15 protein-coding genes are annotated in these 18460 nt (G+C 73.7%); 6 read left to right on the plus strand and 9 right to left on the minus strand.

Going from position 1 to position 18460, the window contains the following annotated elements; genetic code table 11:
- Window positions 1-36: 36 nt before the first annotated feature.
- From ACH4ZA_RS13490 to ACH4ZA_RS13510, 5 genes are all read right to left on the minus strand, one after another.
- Window positions 37-1521 carry a phytoene desaturase family protein gene (locus ACH4ZA_RS13490; RefSeq protein ID WP_398429429.1) on the minus strand — a complete coding sequence of 495 codons (1485 nt, stop codon included), beginning with the start codon at window positions 1519-1521 and terminating at the stop codon, window positions 37-39.
- Between the two features lie 38 nt (window positions 1522-1559).
- The gene (locus tag ACH4ZA_RS13495; protein WP_398429430.1) at window positions 1560-2174 is read right to left on the minus strand and encodes a DUF4126 domain-containing protein; all 615 of its coding nucleotides are present in this window, start codon (window positions 2172-2174) and stop codon (window positions 1560-1562) included.
- Window positions 2175-2574: 400 nt separating this feature from the next.
- Complete coding sequence (locus tag ACH4ZA_RS13500) at window positions 2575-3201, minus strand: TetR/AcrR family transcriptional regulator (RefSeq protein ID WP_319278828.1); 627 nt, start codon at window positions 3199-3201, stop codon at window positions 2575-2577.
- 44 nt (window positions 3202-3245) lie between these two features.
- Window positions 3246-5330, minus strand: coding sequence for a YhgE/Pip family protein (locus ACH4ZA_RS13505; protein WP_398429432.1), 2085 nt, complete (start codon window positions 5328-5330; stop codon window positions 3246-3248).
- Window positions 5302-6255: an ATP-binding cassette domain-containing protein gene (locus ACH4ZA_RS13510; protein WP_398429433.1), complete on the minus strand. Its 954-nt coding sequence runs from the start codon at window positions 6253-6255 to the stop codon at window positions 5302-5304. Before ACH4ZA_RS13510 ends, ACH4ZA_RS13505 begins: the two co-directional genes overlap by 29 nt.
- 172 nt (window positions 6256-6427) lie before the next feature.
- On the opposite strand from ACH4ZA_RS13510, the gene ACH4ZA_RS13515 reads away from it, so the two are divergent.
- From ACH4ZA_RS13515 to ACH4ZA_RS13525, 3 genes are all read left to right on the plus strand, one after another.
- A complete protein-coding gene (locus tag ACH4ZA_RS13515) occupies window positions 6428-6994 on the plus strand; it encodes an SAV_6107 family HEPN domain-containing protein (protein ID WP_319278824.1) in 567 nt (188 codons plus the stop codon).
- A 295-nt stretch (window positions 6995-7289) separates the two neighbouring features.
- Window positions 7290-8081 (plus strand): methyltransferase, encoded by a 792-nt coding sequence (locus ACH4ZA_RS13520; RefSeq protein ID WP_319278823.1) that lies wholly within the window; start codon window positions 7290-7292, stop codon window positions 8079-8081.
- A 286-nt stretch (window positions 8082-8367) separates the two neighbouring features.
- Entirely contained in the window at window positions 8368-8772 is a 405-nt protein-coding gene (locus tag ACH4ZA_RS13525; protein ID WP_319278822.1) for a DUF3040 domain-containing protein, read from the plus strand.
- A gap of 102 nt (window positions 8773-8874) precedes the next feature.
- On the opposite strand, the gene ACH4ZA_RS13530 is transcribed toward ACH4ZA_RS13525, so the two are convergent.
- The 4 genes from ACH4ZA_RS13530 to ACH4ZA_RS13545 form a co-directional block, all read right to left on the minus strand.
- Window positions 8875-11382 (minus strand): DUF3488 and DUF4129 domain-containing transglutaminase family protein, encoded by a 2508-nt coding sequence (locus ACH4ZA_RS13530; protein WP_398429436.1) that lies wholly within the window; start codon window positions 11380-11382, stop codon window positions 8875-8877.
- A complete protein-coding gene (locus tag ACH4ZA_RS13535) occupies window positions 11379-12752 on the minus strand; it encodes a DUF58 domain-containing protein (RefSeq protein WP_319281357.1) in 1374 nt (457 codons plus the stop codon). The genes ACH4ZA_RS13530 and ACH4ZA_RS13535 overlap by 4 nt, the downstream gene beginning before the upstream one ends.
- Window positions 12752-13786 (minus strand): MoxR family ATPase, encoded by a 1035-nt coding sequence (locus ACH4ZA_RS13540; protein ID WP_319281356.1) that lies wholly within the window; start codon window positions 13784-13786, stop codon window positions 12752-12754. The genes ACH4ZA_RS13535 and ACH4ZA_RS13540 overlap by 1 nt, the downstream gene beginning before the upstream one ends.
- Before the next feature lie 251 nt (window positions 13787-14037).
- A complete protein-coding gene (locus ACH4ZA_RS13545; RefSeq protein ID WP_319281355.1) occupies window positions 14038-14583 on the minus strand; it encodes a carbonic anhydrase in 546 nt (181 codons plus the stop codon).
- Between the two features lie 322 nt (window positions 14584-14905).
- Here ACH4ZA_RS13545 and rsmH point away from each other — a divergent pair, with 322 nt between their 5' ends.
- From rsmH to ACH4ZA_RS13560, 3 genes are read left to right on the plus strand one after another with little or no spacing between them, the layout of a single operon-like run.
- Window positions 14906-15862 (plus strand): 16S rRNA (cytosine(1402)-N(4))-methyltransferase RsmH, encoded by a 957-nt coding sequence (gene rsmH, locus ACH4ZA_RS13550; protein ID WP_319281354.1) that lies wholly within the window; start codon window positions 14906-14908, stop codon window positions 15860-15862.
- A gap of 45 nt (window positions 15863-15907) precedes the next feature.
- Window positions 15908-16471, plus strand: a complete 564-nt coding sequence (locus ACH4ZA_RS13555; protein WP_319281353.1) for a septum formation initiator family protein — start codon at window positions 15908-15910, stop codon at window positions 16469-16471.
- Window positions 16472-16476: 5 nt separating this feature from the next.
- Window positions 16477-18444, plus strand: coding sequence for a penicillin-binding protein 2 (locus tag ACH4ZA_RS13560; protein ID WP_319281352.1), 1968 nt, complete (start codon window positions 16477-16479; stop codon window positions 18442-18444).
- Window positions 18445-18460: the final 16 nt, after the last annotated feature.

Here is an 18460-nt window from a genome sequence, read left to right on the forward strand (position 1 = left end):
CCGCTGAGCCGCGCCCGCCCACCGCGCGCCGGACGCTCACTGCGAGCCCCGGAACTGCGGGCCCTCCACGATCAGACCGGACACCAGCGCGCCGGACATCCCCGCGTGCGGCAGCCCGCCGCCCGGGTGCGACCAGCCGCCCACGGCGAACAGGCCCTCCAGTGCCGTGGAGTTGGCGGGATGCAGCAGCCGTCCGCCGGCCGCCGCCAACGCCGGCGCCGGAACCGCCCCGCCGGCCGCACCGGTCTCCCGCGCGATGTCGGCCGCGGTGCGCACCTCCCGCCACAGAACGCGGTCGCGCAGGCCCGGGACGGCCCGCTCGGCGGCGGCGACCAGGGCGTCCGCCAGGGCGTCCGTCTGCCCGGCGGGCAGCTCCGGTCCGGCGGGGACCACGGCGGCGACCGTCACGGCCTCGTGGTCGCCGTCCGGGACCAGCCGGGCGTCGTCCGGCCGCAGGACCGTCACCGTAGGCAGCGCGGGCACGGACGGCACAGCGCCGAAGAGGCCGGTCAGCTCGCCCTCCCGGTCCGGCGTGTGCACCACCGTGCGATGCGCGGCGTCCCGCGGACGGGGGCCGCGCAGGGCCAGCAGCACGGTCAGCCGGCTCGGCAGGGAACGCTGGGGGACGACCTCGCCCTCGCCCCGGACGGGCAGGCCCGCGAAGCTGCCCGGGGCGACCACGAAGTCCGCGTCGGCCACGCGGCCGTCGGCCAGCTCCACGCCCGCGGCCCGGCCGTCCTTCTCGAGGACGCGCGTCACCTCGGCGTCGAAGACGAACCCGACCCGGCGGGCCAGGCACCGCTCGTACACCGCGCGCGCCAGCTCCCGCATCCCCCCGCGCACGTACCACGTGCCGAAGGCGTGCTCCATGTAGGGAAGGACGGCCGCGCTCGCCGGAGCGACCCGCGGGTCGAGACCGTACGCGAGCGCGTGGGACTCCAGGAGCGCGGCGAGCCGGGGGTCGCGCAGCTCCCAGGCGCCGACCTCGGCGAGGGTGCCCGCGCGTCGGGTGCGCAGCAGACGCCGGTGCGGCACCGCCGGGTAGGGCTCACGGTCGGCCAGCACCGACCAGTTCGGCCACAGGGGCTCCTCCAGGAGCGGCCGACGGGTGCGGTCCCAGGCTTCGCGGGCCCGCACCAGGAAGTCGCCCCAGCGCTGCCCGGCCTGCCCGCCCAGTGCCTCGTCCAGCGCGGAGACGACCCCCGCACGTGAGGCGTTCGGCAGCGCCGCCCCGGTGCCGTCCGCGAAGACATGGCGGGCGGACGGGTCGACCTGCACCAGCTCGACGCACTCCTCCAGGGGCTCCTTGCCGGTCTTGACGAACAGGTCGCGCCAGACGGCCGGGAGCGTGAGCAGCCCGGGGCCGGTGTCGAAGCCGAACCCGTCCCGCTCGAAGCGGCGCACCGCTCCGCCGTACGTGCCCGTCCGCTCGTACACCGTCACCCGGTGGCCTGCGACGGCCAGCCGGGCCGCCGCCGCCAGCGCGCCCATGCCGGCGCCGATCACCGCAATCCCTGCCATGTCCGCGACCTTATCGGCCGCCGCCGGCCCACACGCCGTCAGCCCGGCGGCGGCCAGGGGAGCCGGGTGAGCCGGCGTTCTTCGCGCCGCTGCGCCCTGCGCCGCAGGAACCGCCGGATCCGTGAGACGAGGAAGAACAGCACGGTCAGGCCGGCCAGCAGCAGAGCCGCCGCGACGACCGAGGCGGCCACCGGGTGGAAGATCGCGAACGTCACGATCCCGGCGACGCCGAGATCCTCGGCCAGACTCACGATCACGTTGCTGAACGGCTCCGGCGAGGAGTTCACCGCCATCCGGGCGCCTGCCTTGACGGCGTGGCTGGCCAGCGCCGTCGATCCGCCGAGCAGGGCGGCCGCCGCGTCGGAGAGCGAGCCGCTCTGCCCGGCGAGCACCGCGCCCACCCAGGCCCCCGCCGCCGGACGGACGACCGTGTGCACCGCGTCCCACGCCGAGTCCACGTACGGGATCTTGTCGGCCACCGCCTCGCACAGGAACAGGATGCCCGCGACGACGAGCACCTCGGGGCGCTGGAGCGTCCCGGGGACGTCGTCGCTCAGGCCGGTGGCGCCGAACACGCCGAGGAGCAGCACCACCGCGTAGGCGTTGACGCCGCTGGCCCAGCCGCTGGTGAAGACGAGGGGGAGTACGGACACGGAGGCGATCGTAACGAGTCGGCCGCACGGCGTCCTGGGGATGAGCGCGCAGGCCTGAGTACGCGTACCTATGAGGTGAGATGAGTACGCGCGCGGATGGGGGTGGACCTGCGCGAACGGGAGAGTGGAGGCACGGAGAGAGGGGCGGCTCCGGCACCGGCGACACGGGGCGCCGGAACGGAGCGGCCCTCGATCCGCTCCTTCCGCCGACGGGTTCGGCGGGAGCGAGGCACGGGGGACCCCGGGGGGAACGACCGGACGGGGGACACGGGGGACGGGGGAGGGGAAGAAAGAACGGGGGGAGCACGGGGGAGCACGAGGAAGCGCCGGTCGGCGGCGGCACACGGGGGACGTGGCCGCGGCGGACCGGCGCTTTCGTGTGCCCGCGTGTGCCGTTCTGCTACCGCCGCCCGCTGACCCTTCCCTGCAGCAGCCGGGAGAGCGCGGAATGGACGTCGTCCAGCGACCGCTCCGGCTGGAAGGCCTGCCAGTCGAGGGCGGCCACCAGGACCATGCCGACCAGCGCGGCCGCCGTCAGCGGCACGTCGATCTCGTCGCTGAACTCGCCGTTGTCCACGCCCTCGCGCAGCACCCCCTCGACGACGGCCACCGCCTCCTGACGGACCACCATGAGCGTGGACTGCCAGGCCCGGTTGGTGCGCCACAGCTCGGCCACGTAGAGCTGCGTGAAGGACGGGTAGCGGTCGATGAAGACGAGGCCCGCGCGGATCATCGCGTCCAGCGCGTCGACCCTGCCGCCGCCCTCCCTGGCCGTGCGCTCGGCCGCCTCGCGCAGCGACGCGGTGAGCAGGCCCACGCCGTGCCGCAGCAACTCCTCGAACAGGACCGACTTGCTCGCGAAGTTGTAGTAGACCGTGCCCTTGGCGACGCCGGCCCGTTCGGCGATCTCGTCGACGGTGGTCGCGGAGAACCCCTGCTCGGCGATGAGGGTGACGGCCGCCTCGTAGAGCTTCTGCCGGGTGGCCTCGCGGCGGGTGCTGCCGCCCGGGGTGGTGCTGCTTTCCATGGTCCCGATTGTCACAGGGATCCGGCCGCCCGGACGACGCATCCTCACAGGGTCAGCTCCGGGTGCAGCCGGGCCGGCGTCCACACCTGCCGGCGGCGTGCCGACAGGGCCGTCAGCGCGAGGGCTCCCGCGGTGAAGGCGACGAGCACCACGCACGCGTGCCACACCGGGCCCAGGCCGCCGCCGGTGATGAGCCGGCGCAGCGCGTCGACCACGTGACTCATCGGCAGATAGGGATGGACCGCGTTGAAGAACCCGGGGCTGGTCTGCACGGGATATGTGCCGCCCGCGGACGTCAGCTGCAGCATCAGCAGGGCGAGGACGAGGATCCGGCCCGCCGCCCCGAAGCGCGCGTTGAGCCACTGCACGAGCGCCGCGAAGCACGCCGACACCAGGAACAGGAAGCCCACCGTGCCCGCCGCCCGCACCATCTCGAGACCGACCCACCAGTGCAGCACGGCCATCAGGGCGCTGGTCTGCAGCACCCCGATCGCCACCACCGGGAGCCAGCCCGCCAGCGCGATCCGCCAGGCCGGGGCGCCGGCGGCCAGCGCACGCCGGTTCATCGGGGCGATCAGCATGTACGCCACCATCGCGCCCACCCACAGCGACAGCGGGATGAAGTACGGGGCGAAACCGGTGCCGTAGTTGGGCGCCTTGTGCAGGTCCTGGGAGACGAGCCGGACGGGGTCGGCCATGACGGAGGTGCGCGCGTCGCGCTGCCGCTCGTCGTAGTCGGGGATCCGCCGGACGCCGTCGTGCAGGCCGTCGGCGAGCTTGCCGGAACCGTCGGAGAGCTTGAACATGCCGCCGTCGAGGTTCTCGGCGCCGGTCTCCAGCTTGCCGACGCCCGTGTCCAGGTCGACGGAGCCCGTTCTGGCGGCGCCGAGCCCGCCGTTCAGCTTCTTGACGCCCTTGGCCACCTTGGAGGCGCCCGTGTTCAGCGCGTTGACCTTCGTCACGGCGTCGGTGAGGTCCTCGGAGAGGTGCGGGGCGTCCTCGGCGAGGGACTTCGCCTGCTTGCGCAGGGCGCCCAGGTTCGTGCGGAGCGTCTTCAGGTCGCCGTTCTGGTCCGCGATCAGCGTGTTGACGTCGTCGGCGACCGTCGCGACGTCGGCGGCGGAGTCCTTGGCCTTCGCCAGCTCGGCGCAGGCCGGGTCGGGCAGCACGGGCGTCTCGCAGCGCGCCCTGTGGACGGCCGCGAGGGCGTCGGAGGCCGTGTGGGCGGCCTTGGCGGCGGGCGGCGCCGCCTTCACCAGGGCGGCCAGGTCGCCGTCGATCAGCTCGGCGGAGTCGGCGACCAGCCGGGCGGTGTCGCCGATGGTCTTCTCGTTGTCCTGGAGGAAGGGCCCGATCGCCCCGGAGAAGCCGTTGACCTTGTCGGCGAGCGCCTGGGTGCCGTCCGCGACCTTCTGCGAGCCGTCCTCCAGGGCGTCGGCCCGCTCGTCGAGCTTGGTCAGCCCCTTGGCCAGCTTGCCGCTGCCGTCCTTGGCGTCGCCCAGCCCGTCGGCGAGGGCCTTGGAGCCCTTCTTGGCCTTCCCGATGCCGCCCGTGAGGTCGTCGGCCCCGTCCGCGGCCTGCCGGGTCTTGCCGTGGATATCGGAGAACGACACGAAGATCCTGTCGAGGAAGGTCCGGGAGGTCTTCGTGGAAGCGGCCGTGCGCACCTCGCTGAAGACGGTCCGGGAGATCTGCCCGACGATGTAGTTGTTCGCGTCGTTCGTGCGCACCTGGAGGGCGCTTGTCGCGGGGGAGTCGCCGGAACTGGAGGCGATGCGCCGGCTGAAGTCGGCGGGCATGGTCAGCGACAGGTAGTACCTGCCGTCCTCCAGGCCCGCGCGTGCCTCCCGGGCGCTCACCTCGTGCCAGTCGAAGACCGCGCTGTCCCGCAGCTTCGCGGTGATGTCGTCCCCGGCGGCGATCCGCTTCCCGTCGGCGGTCGCACCCCTGTCGTCGTTCACCAGCGCCACGGGGATGCGGTCGAGCCTGCCGTACGGGTCCCAGAAGGAGTACAGGTACAGCGCTCCGTACAGCAGCGGCAGCAGCAGCAGCGCGACCAGGGCCGCCCGCGGGAGCCTGCCCCGGCCGAAGCGCCGCAGCTCAAGCGCGGCCAGTCTCGGCGTGCGCATGCGTCCTCTCCTCCTCGTCCTCGTCGTCTTCGGTCCGGGCGCCGGAGTCGCCCTGCGCGGTCTCCGCGGCGTGGCCGTCGTCCTGCTCGGCCCCGCCGGGCCCGGCCTCCGGTCCGCCCGGTGCGTGGACGCCGTCCCGCTCGGCAGGCGCCTCGGCGGCCGCGCCCGCTTCGGAGCCTGCGCCGGAGCCCTCGTCCGTGCCTTTGTCCCTGCCGGTGCCGGTGCCGACGTCGGCGTGGGTGTCCGTGCGGACCCGGACGGCGTCCCCGGGAGCCTCGCCGCCGCACACGGCGACCACGGTGGTCCCCGCCTCGGTGAGCGATCGGAGCAGCGCCCAGACCTCGGTCCGCTCGGCGTCCGTCAGCTTCAGGTCGATGTCGTCGACGCCGAGCAGCCGGGGGCGCCCGATGAGCGCCAGCGCCACGGAGAGCCGCAGGGCCTCGACGCGCTCCAGATCGCGGACGGCCGTACGCGCGCCCTTGGGCAGGGACTCGCGGTCGAGCCCGGCGGCATCGAGCGCGGCGTCGATCCGCGACGTCGTGCGCGCCTCCCGCTCGGCGCGCGGTCGCAGCAGATCCCGTACGGAGCCGTCGAACCGCCTTTGCAGCAACGCCCGTTCGCGCAGGTGCTCGCCGACCGTCAGGGCCGGCTCGAGGTCGGTCACACCGGCGACGTGCGCGAGCGCGCTGACCCGCCGTACGGCGGCCATCTGCCGGGGCAGACGGGCCGCGCCGACGGCCGCCGTCCCCTCGGTGGCCTTCATCCGCCCGGTGAGGGCGAGCAGCAGGCTCGTCCGGCCGGAGCCGGAGGGCCCCTCGATCGCGATCAGCGACGCGGGCCCCGCGTCGACGTCGACCCCCCGGAACGCCCATCCGCGGGGGCCTCGCAGCCCCAAGCCGTCGGCTGCGACCCCGACTCCGTCCACCACTGGTTCCCCCTGGCGGTTTTGAACTGACTGGTCAGTGCAAAAACTAGCCCGAACTCGCGATCGAAGCAAAGGTGCAGGTCAGAACGGATTGTCAGTGGCATACCGCACGATGGGCACATACGGCAGCCCGTATCGGACGTGCCGTCACACTGACGACAGGAGGTTCGTCATGGCCAACCACCACGCAGCCGCCGCACACCGGCGCCGCGCCACCGGCCCTGCCCCCTCACTGACCGGCCCGGCGAGCGATGTGCACCCCGTGCTCCGCCGCACCACAGCCCCGCCCGCCGCCCTCGACCTGCTCGCCCAGGCCCGCGCGGGTCTGGAGGAGGCGGCCGCCCTCGAGACCCCCAACGACCGCTATGCCACGGCCCATCTCGCCGCCCTGCGCACCGCGGCGGCCGTGCTCGCCGCCCGGGGCCGCCCCGAACCCTCCTCCCGCCGCCGCGCCCGCATCCGCAGCGCCTGGGAGGTGCTCCCCGAGATAGCGCCCGAACTCACCGAGTGGAGCGCGCTGTTCGCCTCCGGCGCCCGACGGCGAGCCCGTGCCGAGGCGGGCATCCAGGGCGCGGCCGGGCGCCGGGACGCCGACGACCTGATCCGCGACGTGGCGATGTTCCTCCGCCTCGTCGAGCGCATGCTGGTGCTCCAGCCGGTCCTGCCCCAGCCGCGCCACGAGGAGGACGACCCCGCCGGCCCCGGCGCCCACCGGCGCGACCTGCCGGACGCAGGCTGACATGCCCGCCCGGCACCGGGCGCCCCCGGCGGCCCCGCACACCGCAGGGTCCCGGCCTCGCACCGCCTCCGGAGCGGTCGCCGGGCCGCCCGAGCGGGCCGGGACCGGCGCCACCCGCCGCGGCCTGCCGGCCCCCGTACCGCCGGCACCGGTCGAGGCGGCGGAGGCAATAGGGTGGAAGGCGCCTGAAGCCTCCTCTCCGCCCGCCCGCACCCCGGCGCGGGCCGGGCCCCGGGGAGGCAGCCCGTTCGCTCCGCCGCGCAAGAGGCGGTGCCGCGCCGAGGAGTCAACTGCCGTGTCGGATCCGATGCGCCCGCCCGCCTCCCACCCCCGCTCCCGCGCCTCCCTGCGCACCGCCGTGGTCTGGGAGGTCCTCCAGGACGCCCTCGAGCGCCGGGTCAAGGCGACCGGCCGTGAGTCGCTGGACGTCCTCGACACCGGGGGCGGCAGCGGCAACTTCGCGGTGCCCGTGGCCCTCCTCGGGCACCGGGTCACGGTCGTCGACCCCAGCCCCAACGCGCTGTTCGCCCTGGAGCGCCGCACCGCAGAGGCGGGCGTCGCCGACCGCGTGAAGGGCGTCCAGGGCGACGCCCACGGGCTGTTCGACGTGGTCGATCGCGGCGGTTACGACGCCGTCCTGTGCCACGGCGTCCTGGAGTACGTCGACGACCCGGCCGAAGGAGTGCGCAACGCGGTGGCCGCACTGCGCTCCGACGGCCTCCTCAGCCTCCTGGCCGCCGGCCTCGGCGGGGCCGTGCTCGCACGCGCCCTCGCCGGCCACTTCACGGAGGCCCGCCGGGCCCTCACCGGCACCGACGGCCGCTGGGGCGAGGGCGACCCCGTGCCGCGCCGCTTCACCGCCGAGCAGCTCACCGGACTGGTCGAGGGCGCGGGCCTGCGGGTCGGCGCGGTACACGGGGTCCGGGTCTTCGCCGACCTCGTGCCCGGCGTCCTCGTGGACACCGAGCCCGGCGCCCTCGACGCGCTGCTCAAGCTCGAGGAGGCCGCGGCCGAACTCCCCGCGTTCCACTCCGTGGCCACCCAGCTCCATGTGCTCGGTGAGACGCGGGGGGCCGACGGGAGCTGACGGGAGCTGAGCGCCTCCCGGGGCGTACCGCTGATCAGGGGCTTGGCTGCGCATGGAGTACGCCACAGGCCCCCCGTTCGGGCCCGGTGCGCCGTATGATCGAGGGAGACCGCCCGGCATGACGGGTCGGCCGCCGGGGAATGGACACCTCAGCGAGCCGGGACGCCCATGGCGGGCTCCGGTTGGCCAATTGGCGTAGAGGGGCGGGTTTCACGGGGGCGATTCCCTGCCTATCCTGAAGGGACCCCCGGGGTCGCCCCGGCGACTGCACGATGAGGAGGACTCCGTGCCGCTCTCGGAGCACGAGCAGCGCATGCTCGAGCAGATGGAGCGAGCGCTGTACGCCGAAGATCCCAAGTTCGCGTCGGCGCTCGAGGGAAGCGGGCTGCGTACGTACACCCGGCGGCGGGTCTACCAGGCGGTCGCTGGCTTCCTCGTGGGTATCGCGCTCCTCATGGCCGGAATGGTCGCCAAGCAGGTCTGGCTGAGCGTGGTGGGGTTCCTCGTCATGCTGGGATGCGCGGTGCTCGCCGTGACCGGCTGGCGCAAGGCCCCCAAGCCCGGCGAACAGGCCGCCGCAGGAGCGCCGGGCGCCACGCGCACCCGCGGTCAGGGTCGACAGAAGCGCTCCATGATGGACCGTATCGAGCAGCGCTGGCAGCGCCGGCGTGACGAGCAGGGCGGTCACTGACACCGCCCCCCAGCACCGCCCACCGGACGAGCAACGTCGAGGGGGCGACCACCCGGCCGGGTGGTCGCCCCCTCGCTCCGTCTGCGGCCAGGCCCCTCCTGCTCAGCCGCTCGGCTGCTGGTGGCGGGACGGGCGGCGGACCAGCGTCGCCAGACGGCCCGCCCAGGACGCCTTGAGGGCGCTCCAGCGGTCGGCGAGGTCCCACACCGCGCGCACGGCCGAACGCGGCGCCACCACCGCACGCACTCGCGTGGCGCTGCCCGCGTTCTCCCGCAGGGCCGCCCGCACCCGGCGGACCTCGTCCGCCAGTCCGGTCTGCGCCCTCGGCACCGGGGCGAACAGCACTTGTTCCACGGCGTCCGCGACCCGGTGCACCGAACGGCTCGCCGTCTCGTCCAGCTCCCCGATCCGCACGATCCGCGCCGCGGCCCGCCGCGGCGTGAGCGCCTCGTCCGGCTCGATGCCGTAGTCCCAGGCCGTGTCGGTGAGCTCGCGCCACACCGCGAGGACATGCCTCGCGGCCGCCTCGGATGCTTCCTGCGGCGGCACGTCCAGCAGCACCGCAGGGTCACCGTCGCCGTCGTGCAGGCCGTCGGCGCCGTCCTTGCGGCGGCCGGGCGGCGCGCCGGACGCCGAGGCGGCGGCGTGCTGGGCGGACGCCAGCCGCACCGAACGCCGTCGCAGCCGCCACAGCATCGGCAGCAGCGGCAGGGCGAGCGCCGCGGCCCCGAGCAGCGCCCAGCCGGCCGTCCGGTACCACGGGGCGCCCCCTCCGCCCTGGTCCGCCTGGTCGAGCGGCAGCGGGTCGGCGCAGTTGCCGAGCTTCTTGTCCGTAGCGGAGCAGCTGGCGCTCGCCGACGGAGCGGCCGACGGGACGGCGTTCGCCGAGGCGGAGGACTGCGGCAGATCGGGCACCGTCTGCCCCGAGGTCTCCGGCAGCGTGTACGTCGGGGTCGAGCCACGCGTCGGGGTCGGCTCGAAGCGCGTCCAGCCGACGCCCTCGAAGTACAGCTCGGGCCAGGCGTGCGCGTCCTTCAGGCTCACCGTCACCGTGCCGTCCGCCTGGGGCGAGCCCGGAGCGAAGCCCACCGCGACCCGCGCCGGTATGCCCAGCGTGCGGGCCATCGCCGCCATCGCGAACGAGAAGTGGACGCAGAAGCCCTGCTTGTCCCGCAGGAAGCGGGCGATCGCGCCCGGGCCGCTGCCGACCTCCACCTGGGTGTCGTACTCGAAGCCGCCCGTCACCGCGAAGTAGTCCTGGAGCGCGACCGCCTTCTCGTAGCCGCTCGTGGCGTTCTTGGTGATCTCCCGGGCCTGCTTCGCCACCACCGTCGGCAGGGAGTCCGGGACCTTGGTGTACTCCCGCCGGATCGTGTCGGGAGCCTTGGCCGCGGAGGCCAGCTGCTGTGCCGTGGGCTGCACGTCCAGGCTCTTCACCAGGTACGTTTTGCCGCTGGTGTTCTGGCCGTGGTCGCCGACGAGGGTCATGCCGACCGGCTCGTAACGCCAGTTGCCCTTGATCTGCACGCCGCTCGGGGGATAGGGCATCGGCAGCCAGTCCTGCGCGTAGGTGCCGGCGGCCGCGATCCGGGTCGTGATCTCCGCCCGTTTCACGTCGGGACCCAGACCGGTGGGCGCCGGGAAGTCGTCCGGCACGGCCGTGATGTGGCGCTTGGCCGGCTTCCACGTGGTGCCGTCGAAGTCGTCCAGGGACACGATCCGCAGGTACAGGTCCGAGAGATTGCCGCTGTTGGTGCGCAGGGTCAAAACCGTGCGGTCCTCGTCCACGTTCAGGCTGTCCCGCAGCGACACCAGCGGGTTCACCGCGGAGATGGTGCCCCCGCTGCCGTTCCCGGCGCCCACGCCGGCCCCTGTCCCGCCCAGCAGACCGTCCTGGATGGCCGGCAGCGGCAGCAGCGGCACCACGAGGGCGACGCCCAGTGCCGCCATGCCGATGCGGCGGCCGGTGCGCACCGGGGCCACCGGTCCGGACGGCTCGCCCGGGCCGTGCGCGGCTCCGCCGAAGACCCTGCCCCACTGCGAGAGCCGCTCCCGCCCCTCGGCGAGCAGCAGCATCAGGTAACCCGCGGCGGCGACCAGGAACCACAGCCAGTCCGCCGACCCGTCGAACAGCCCGGCGGCGACCGAGTACAGCGCGAGCAGGGGCAGACCGGCCGGGGCCGCGTTGCGGAACGTCACCGCGAGGGTGTCGACCGCGAGGCCGATCACCAGGACCCCGCCGATCACCATCAGCCGGATGCCGTCGGACAGCGGGGCCGGTATCGCGTACCGCCCGATGTCGTCGGCGCCTGCCTGCAGCAGGTCGCCGAAGTGCCGGAAGGCCTCCGGGCCCGGGAGCAGCCCGAGAACCGCGTGCTCCCGGGCGAAGACCAGTGTCAGCGCCATCAGCGTGACCAGGGCCTGGACGGCCGCGGTCAGCGGCCGGGCCAGCGGCACGCGCCGGGCCGCCGCACCCGCCCCGGACTGGATCGCCAGCAGGAACGCCGCCTGCAGCAACCATGTCGCCGGCTCCACCAGGGGCAGCAGGGCGCACGAGGCCAGCAGCGTCGCCGCCGCGGAGCACAGTGTCAGTCGGGCCCGCCCGCTCATGCCCTTCCCTCCCCGCCGTGCGACGTCGCCACGCCCGCCCGGTCGCGCTCCGCCAGTCGCCACAGCTCGTCCAGCGATGCGCCCCGCGGCACACCCAGGGCCGTCCAGCCCGCCTCGCGGAGCATCCGCAGCCGCTCCTCCTGCCTGTTCATCGGATCGGGCACGCCGTTCGGTTCACGCATCCAGGCGTCGTCGTCCAGAAGGAAGGCGACCGCGCCCGCGCTGCGCTGGCGCATCTTCGCCGCGATGGCCGCCTGCTCCTCGTCGAGATCGCCGAGGAAGGCCACCAGCAGCCCCTCGTGGCCGCCGCGCAGCACGTCGTACGACCGGGACAGGCCCGCGCCGTCGGAGTGGTCGACGATCGCGAGGGTGTCCATCATCAGCCCGGCCGCGTCGGTCGAATCCTGGCCGCCCCCGGCGTAGCCGTCGGGGCCCTCACCGGGCACGGACGCGCCGGTGTCCGTCAGCAGCCGCACGGAGAAGCCCCGCTCCAGCATGTGCACCAGCACGGACGCGGCGCCGGAGACCGCCCACTCGAAGGCGGAGTCCGGGCCCGCCCCGCGGTAGGCCAGGCCCCGGGTGTCCAGCAGCACCGTGCAGCGGGAGCGCCGCGGCTGTTCCTCGCGCCGCACCATCAGCTCGCCGTAGCGTGCGGTGGAGCGCCAGTGCACCCGGCGCAGGTCGTCGCCGTAGCGGTAGCCGCGCGGGATGACGTCGTCCTCGCCGGCCAGCGCCAGCGAGCGCCGCCGGCCGTCGCCGTACCCCTTGGCCTCGCCGCTCAGCCGCACCGGGGGCAGCGGTTCCACGCGCGGTATCACCGTCAGGGTGTCGTGCGTGGAGAAGGACCGGGTGAGCTCGCACATGCCGAAGGGGTCGCTCAGGCGCAGCTGGAGCGGGCCCAGCGGATAGCGGCCGCGCAGGTCGGAGCGGACCCGGTAGGACACCTCGCGGCGGCCGCCCGCCTCCACCCGGTCCAGGACGAAGCGGGGGCGCGGGCCGAGCACGTACGGCACCCGGTCCTGGAGCATCAGCAGGCCGGTGGGCAGCCGCGAGACGTTGTCCATCCGCAGATGGACGCGGGCCTCGCTGCCCGCCGGCACCCGCGCGGGGGAGAGCCGGCGACTGCCGGCGACCCGGTAGCGGGTGCGGTAGACGACGGCCGCGCAGATCAGCGGCAGGGCGGCCAGCAGCAGCCCGACCCGCAACAGGTCGGGCTGTCCGAGCACATAGGCGCAGACGGCGGCGGCGACGCCGGCCGCCAGGAAGGAGCGGCCGCGAGTGGTCAGACCGGCCAGGGCCGTGCGCGCGCCGCTCCGGTCCCCCCGCCCCGCCCGGCCGGCGGACGGCTGCCCGGTCCCCCCGGCGGACATCACAGCCTCCGCGGCTGCTGCCGGCCGTACGCCTGGGTGCCGTGGCCCAGCCCGTATCCGTGCTGCTGGGGCGTGGCCGGCACCGAGGTGCGCTGGATGATGTCCTCCACGACCTGCTCCGCCGTGCGGCGGTTGAGCTGGGCCTGCGCGGTGGGCAGCAGACGGTGGGCGAGCACGGGCACGGCGAGGTTCTGGACGTCGTCCGGCAGCGCGTAGTCCCGGCCGTTGAGCGCGGCGGTCGCTCTCGCCGCGCGCACCAGATGCAGCGTGGCGCGCGGCGAGGCGCCGAGTCTGAGGTCCGGGTGGGTCCGGGTGGCGGCGACCAGGTCGACCGCGTAGCGCCGCACCGAGTCGGCCACGTGGACGCTCCGGACGGCGTCGATCAGCTTGACGATCTCGTGGGCGTGGGCGGCCGGCTGAAGGTCGTCCAGCGGGCTGACCCCGCCGTGCACGTCGAGCATCTGCAGCTCGGCCTCGGCGCTCGGGTAGCCGATGGAGACCCGGGCCATGAACCGGTCGCGCTGCGCCTCGGGCAGCGGGTAGGTGCCCTCCATCTCGACCGGGTTCTGCGTGGCCACCACCATGAACGGGCTGGGCAGCTCGTAGGTCTGCCCGTCGATGGTGACCTGGCGCTCCTCCAGGGACTCCAGGAGCGCCGACTGCGTCTTGGGCGAGGCCCGGTTGATCTCGTCGCCGATCACGATCTGCGAGAAGATCGCGCCCGGCTTGAACTCGAAGTCCCGGCGCTGCTGGTCCCAGATGGACACGCCGGTGATGTCCGAGGGCAGCAGGTCCGGGGTGAACTGGATACGGCGCACCGAGCAGTCGATGGACTTCGCCAGCGCCTTGGCCAGCATCGTCTTCCCGACGCCCGGCACGTCCTCGATCAGCAGATGCCCCTCGGCGAGCAGCACGGTCAGCGAAAGCTGTACGACCTCGGGCTTGCCCTCGATCACTCCCTCCACCGAACTGCGGACACGCTCCACAGTGGCGGTCAGATCTGTGAGGCTCGCTCGATCGTCATAGGTCGTCACCCGGCCCTCCTCGGCCCGTACTGTTCACGGGCCGACGCTCTGTCGCGCTAACCGGCCCACCCCGAATCACGGACACCACCCGCGAACTGCTCAGCGCGGCGTCACATCCGCATTCTTGCTGCCGTTACCGTTTCGTGTCACTCGGGTGTGGACAACTGTCCGTGATATGTCGGGGTTATGGCCGTTTGGGCGTCCTGGGGGCGCACATCAACAGCGAAACGACAGGGAAAAACGACGGTCCGGTCGCGAGGTCACGCGGGGTCGATCTCGCGGAGCAGTCCGGTCCGCACGTCGAACACGAAGCCGCGCACGTCGTCGGTGTGCAGCAGGAACGGCGAGGTGCGCACCCGCTGCATCGACTGCCGGACGTCCTGGTCGACGTCCCGGAAGGACTCCACCGCCCACGCCGGACGCTGCCCGATCTCCATTTCCAGCTCGGTGCGGAAGTCCTCGGTGATCGCCTCCAGACCGCACCCCGTGTGATGGATCAGGACGATGCTGCGGGTGCCCAGCTTGCGCTGGCTGATGGTGAGCGAGCGGATGACGTCGTCGGTGACCACGCCGCCCGCGTTGCGGATCGTGTGGCAGTCGCCGAGCTCCAGGCCGAGCGCGGCGTGCAGGTCGATACGGGCGTCCATGCAGGCCACGACCGCGACGTGCAGAACGGGGCGGGCGTCCATGCCGGGGTCGGTGAAGGCGTCGGCGTACCGCTCGTTGGCCTCCACGAGGCGGTCGGTCACGGTACCGCCGCGTATGGCGCCCGCGGTCTCACTGGGTACGGATGCGGAAGTCGTCATATCCATGACGTTACTGGTCACACGCGTCGCGGTCCTGCTGTGAGGAGGGAAAAAGAGCGTCATCACGCCCCCTTTGTGAGGTAAGCCACAAGGCGTGCGGGGCCGGAAGGCCCCGGGCCGCGCCGCACAGGCCGGTTGATTGACCGCGCGACACCGTGGACTAAAGTGACGCGAAGCGGGAGGCGACGATCTCCCTGCTGGACTGAACCCGTGAGACCCCGGCCCGGCCGCCGAGATCTCCCCGCGGCGCCGGCAGGCCTTCCCTTCACGAGGGGCGGGGACCCGGCGGTGCGTCATCACCCGCCGGATCTGAGAGGCCCCCTTGAGTCACAGTCGACACGTCCCGGTGATGCTCCAGCGGTGCCTGGACCTGTTGGCCCCCGCCCTGCAGCGGCCCGGAGCGGTGGTCGTCGACTGCACGCTCGGCCTCGGCGGGCACAGCGAGGCCCTGCTGACGCGGTTCCCCGAGGCCCGGCTGATCGCCCTCGACCGCGACAAGGAGGCGCTGCGCCTGTCCGGCGAGCGCCTCGCCCCCTTCGGTGAGCGCGCCACCCTCGTGCACGCGGTCTACGACGAGCTTCCCGACGTACTGGACCGGCTCGGCGTCGCGCGCGTGCAGGGCGTCCTGTTCGACCTCGGCGTCTCCTCCATGCAGCTCGACGAGGCCGACCGCGGATTCGCCTACGCCCAGGACGCCCCCCTCGACATGCGCATGGACCAGACGACCGGCGTCAGCGCCGCCGAGGTCCTCAACACCTACCCGCCCGGCGAACTCGTGCGGATCCTGCGGGCGTACGGCGAGGAGAAGCAGGCCAAACGGATCGTCTCCGCGGTGGTGCGCGAGCGCGACAAGGAGCCCTTCACCAACAGCGCGCGCCTCGTCGAACTGATCCGGAGCGCCCTTCCGCAGGCCGCCATGCGCACCGGGGGCAATCCCGCCAAGCGCACCTTCCAGGCACTGCGCATCGAGGTGAACGGCGAACTCTCCGTCCTGGAACGGGCGATCCCGGCCGCGGTGCAGTCGATCGACGTGGGCGGGCGGATCGCCGTCCTGTCGTACCACTCGCTCGAAGACCGGCTCGTGAAGCACGTGTTCGCGGCCGGCGCCGCCAACACCGCGCCGCCCGGGCTACCGGTCGTCCCCGAGCGCTACCAGCCGAGACTCAAGCTGCTCACCCGCGGTGCCGAACTTCCCACGGAGGAGGAGATCGCCGAGAACCGGCGCGCCGCCCCGGCGCGGCTGCGCGGTGCCGAGCGAATCAGGGAGTCCATCGAATGACGGGCGTGAGCCGAGGGTCCGCACGCCGGGTCCGGGGGAGGGCGAGTGAGCAGTAAACCCGCACTGAAAGGGAGGGCCGCCCGCCTCGCGCGGCTCTTCCCGGCCGGCCCCCGGCAGGCGGCCCGCACACCGTTCGTCCTCCTCGTCGTGCTGCTGCTGGGCGGCGGCCTGATCGGACTGCTCGTGCTGAACTCGGCCCTCAGCGAGGGCTCGTTCCAGAAGGACGACCTGCAGAAGGACACCAAGAGCCTCACCGACGAGGAGCAGGCGCTCCAGCGCGACATCGACTCCTACTCCGCCCCGGACGCCCTTCAGCGGCGCGCGCGCGAACTGGGCATGGTCCCGGGCGGCGACCCGGCCTTCCTGAACCCCGACGGCACCGTGAAGGGCGTCCCGTCCGCGGCGGCCCGGCAGTCCGTGGACCCGGTCGTACGGCCGCCGGAGACCGTCACGCTCTCCGGGACGCTCCCGCAGGCGCCCGAACCCGCCGGCTCCGACGCGCCGGGCGACGCCTTCGCCCGGCCGGACCTCCCCGACCGGGACGCCGCCCCCGCGCGGAGCGCGGCCCCCGACCCGACCGCAGCCACCCCCGAGACCCCCGGCAGGTGACGGAAGTGTCCGACAGGGAACCGCCGCGCCGGCGTGTGCCCGGCCCCGCCCGGCCCTCCCGTCCCGCGTCCGCCCAGCGGCGCCCGGGACCCGGAGCCCGCCCGGCCCGCCGCCCGACCGCACCGCCCCCACGCGCCGCCGCCCCGCGCGTCATCCGGCTCGGCAGCCCCCGCCCCCGGCTGCGCATGGTGGGCCTGGCCCTGGCCCTGGTGCTCATCGCCTTCGTCGTCCGCCTCCTGCAGGTGCAGGCCGTCGACGCGAGCGCCTACACCGCCAAGGCCGAGCAGAACCGGTACGTCGGCCAGGTGCTGCCCGCCGAGCGCGGCGAGATCACCGACCGCACCGGAGTGGCCTTCGCGACCAGCGAGGACGCCTACGACATCACGGCCGACCCCACCATGTTCGCCCGCCCGCAGCTGAAGATCGACGACGGTCCCGAGCGGGCGGCCGCGCTGCTCGCGCCGATCCTCGGCCAGCAGCAGTCCGTCCTGGTCGCGAAGCTGCGGCCGAAGGACCGGAATCTGCGCTACGTGAAGCTCGCCGGGCGCCAGACCCCGCAGGTGTGGAAGCAGATCCGCGACCTGAGGTCCGCGCTCTCCGCCAAGGCCGAGACGGACCGCTCCACGGTCAACGTCCTCGCCGGGCTGTTCTCCGTGCCCAGCAGCAAGCGCGTGTACCCGAACAAGGAGCTCGCCGCCGGGATACTGGGCTGGGTCAACGCCGACGGCAAGGGCGGCGGCGGCGTCGAGCAGCAGCTGAACTCCACGCTGGCCGGCACGGACGGCAAGATCCGCTACGCCCAGTCCGGCGGCCGTCAGGTGCCGACCGTCGGCTCCACCGAGACGCCCGCGGTGCCCGGCTCCGACGTGGAGCTGACGATCGACCGCGACATCCAGTGGGCCGCGCAGAACGCCATCACCGAGCAGGTGCACAAGTCCGCGGCGGACCGCGGCTACGTCATCGTGCAGGACACCCGCACCGGCGAGATCCTCGCCCTGGCCAACTCGCCCGGCTTCGACCCCAACGACCTGTCGAAGGCAGACCCGGGCGCCCTGGGCAACGCGGCCGTCCAGGACGCCTACGAGCCCGGCTCGACCGCCAAGATCATGTCCATGGCCGCCGTGCTGCAGGAGAACGCCGCGACCCCGCTGACGCACGTCACCGTGCCCAACCGACTGCACCGCGGCGACCGGCTCTTCCAGGACGACATCGACCACCCGACCTGGTACCTCACGCTCAACGGGGTGCTCGCCAAGTCCAGCAACATCGGCACCATCCTCGCCACCGGACAGCTCGGCAAGACGCAGGCCGAGGCCAACCGGGTCCTGTACTCGTACCTGCGCAAGTTCGGCCTCGGCAGCCACACCGGGCTCGGTTTCCCCGGCGAGACGAAGGGCATCCTCGCCCCGCCCGACAAGTGGTCGACCTCGCAGCAGTACACGATCCCCTTCGGCCAGGGCATGTCCCTCAACGCGGTCCAGGCGGCCTCGGTGTACTCGACGATCGCCAACGGCGGCGTACGCGTCCAGCCCACCCTGGTGCGCGGCACCAGGGGGCCGGACGGACGCTTCACGCCCGCCGCGTCGCCCGCGAAAAGCCGGGTCGTCAGCCAGAAGACGGCGAAGACCCTCGCCCACATGCTGGAGTCGGTCGTGGACGACCGGGAGGGCACGGGCGCCAAGGCGCGCATCCCCGGCTACCGCGTCGCGGGCAAGACGGGCACCGCCAACCGCGTGGATCCGGCCACCGGCACCTACAAGGGCTACACCTCGTCGTTCGCCGGCTTCGCCCCCGCCGACAGCCCCCGCATCACCGTCTACTGCGCCATCCAGAACGCCACCGAGGGCAGCTACTTCGGCGGCCAGATCTGCGGCCCCGTCTTCAAACAGGTCATGGAGTTCGCCCTGAAGACCCTGCAGGTCCCACCGACCGGGGCGAAGGCCGCGAACCTCCCCGTCTCCTTCACGCCCTGACCGCCTGCCCCGCCCC

Origin of the sequence: Streptomyces sp. NPDC020597 (assembly GCF_044335095.1) — a bacterium.
Lineage (GTDB): Bacteria > Actinomycetota > Actinomycetes > Streptomycetales > Streptomycetaceae > Streptomyces.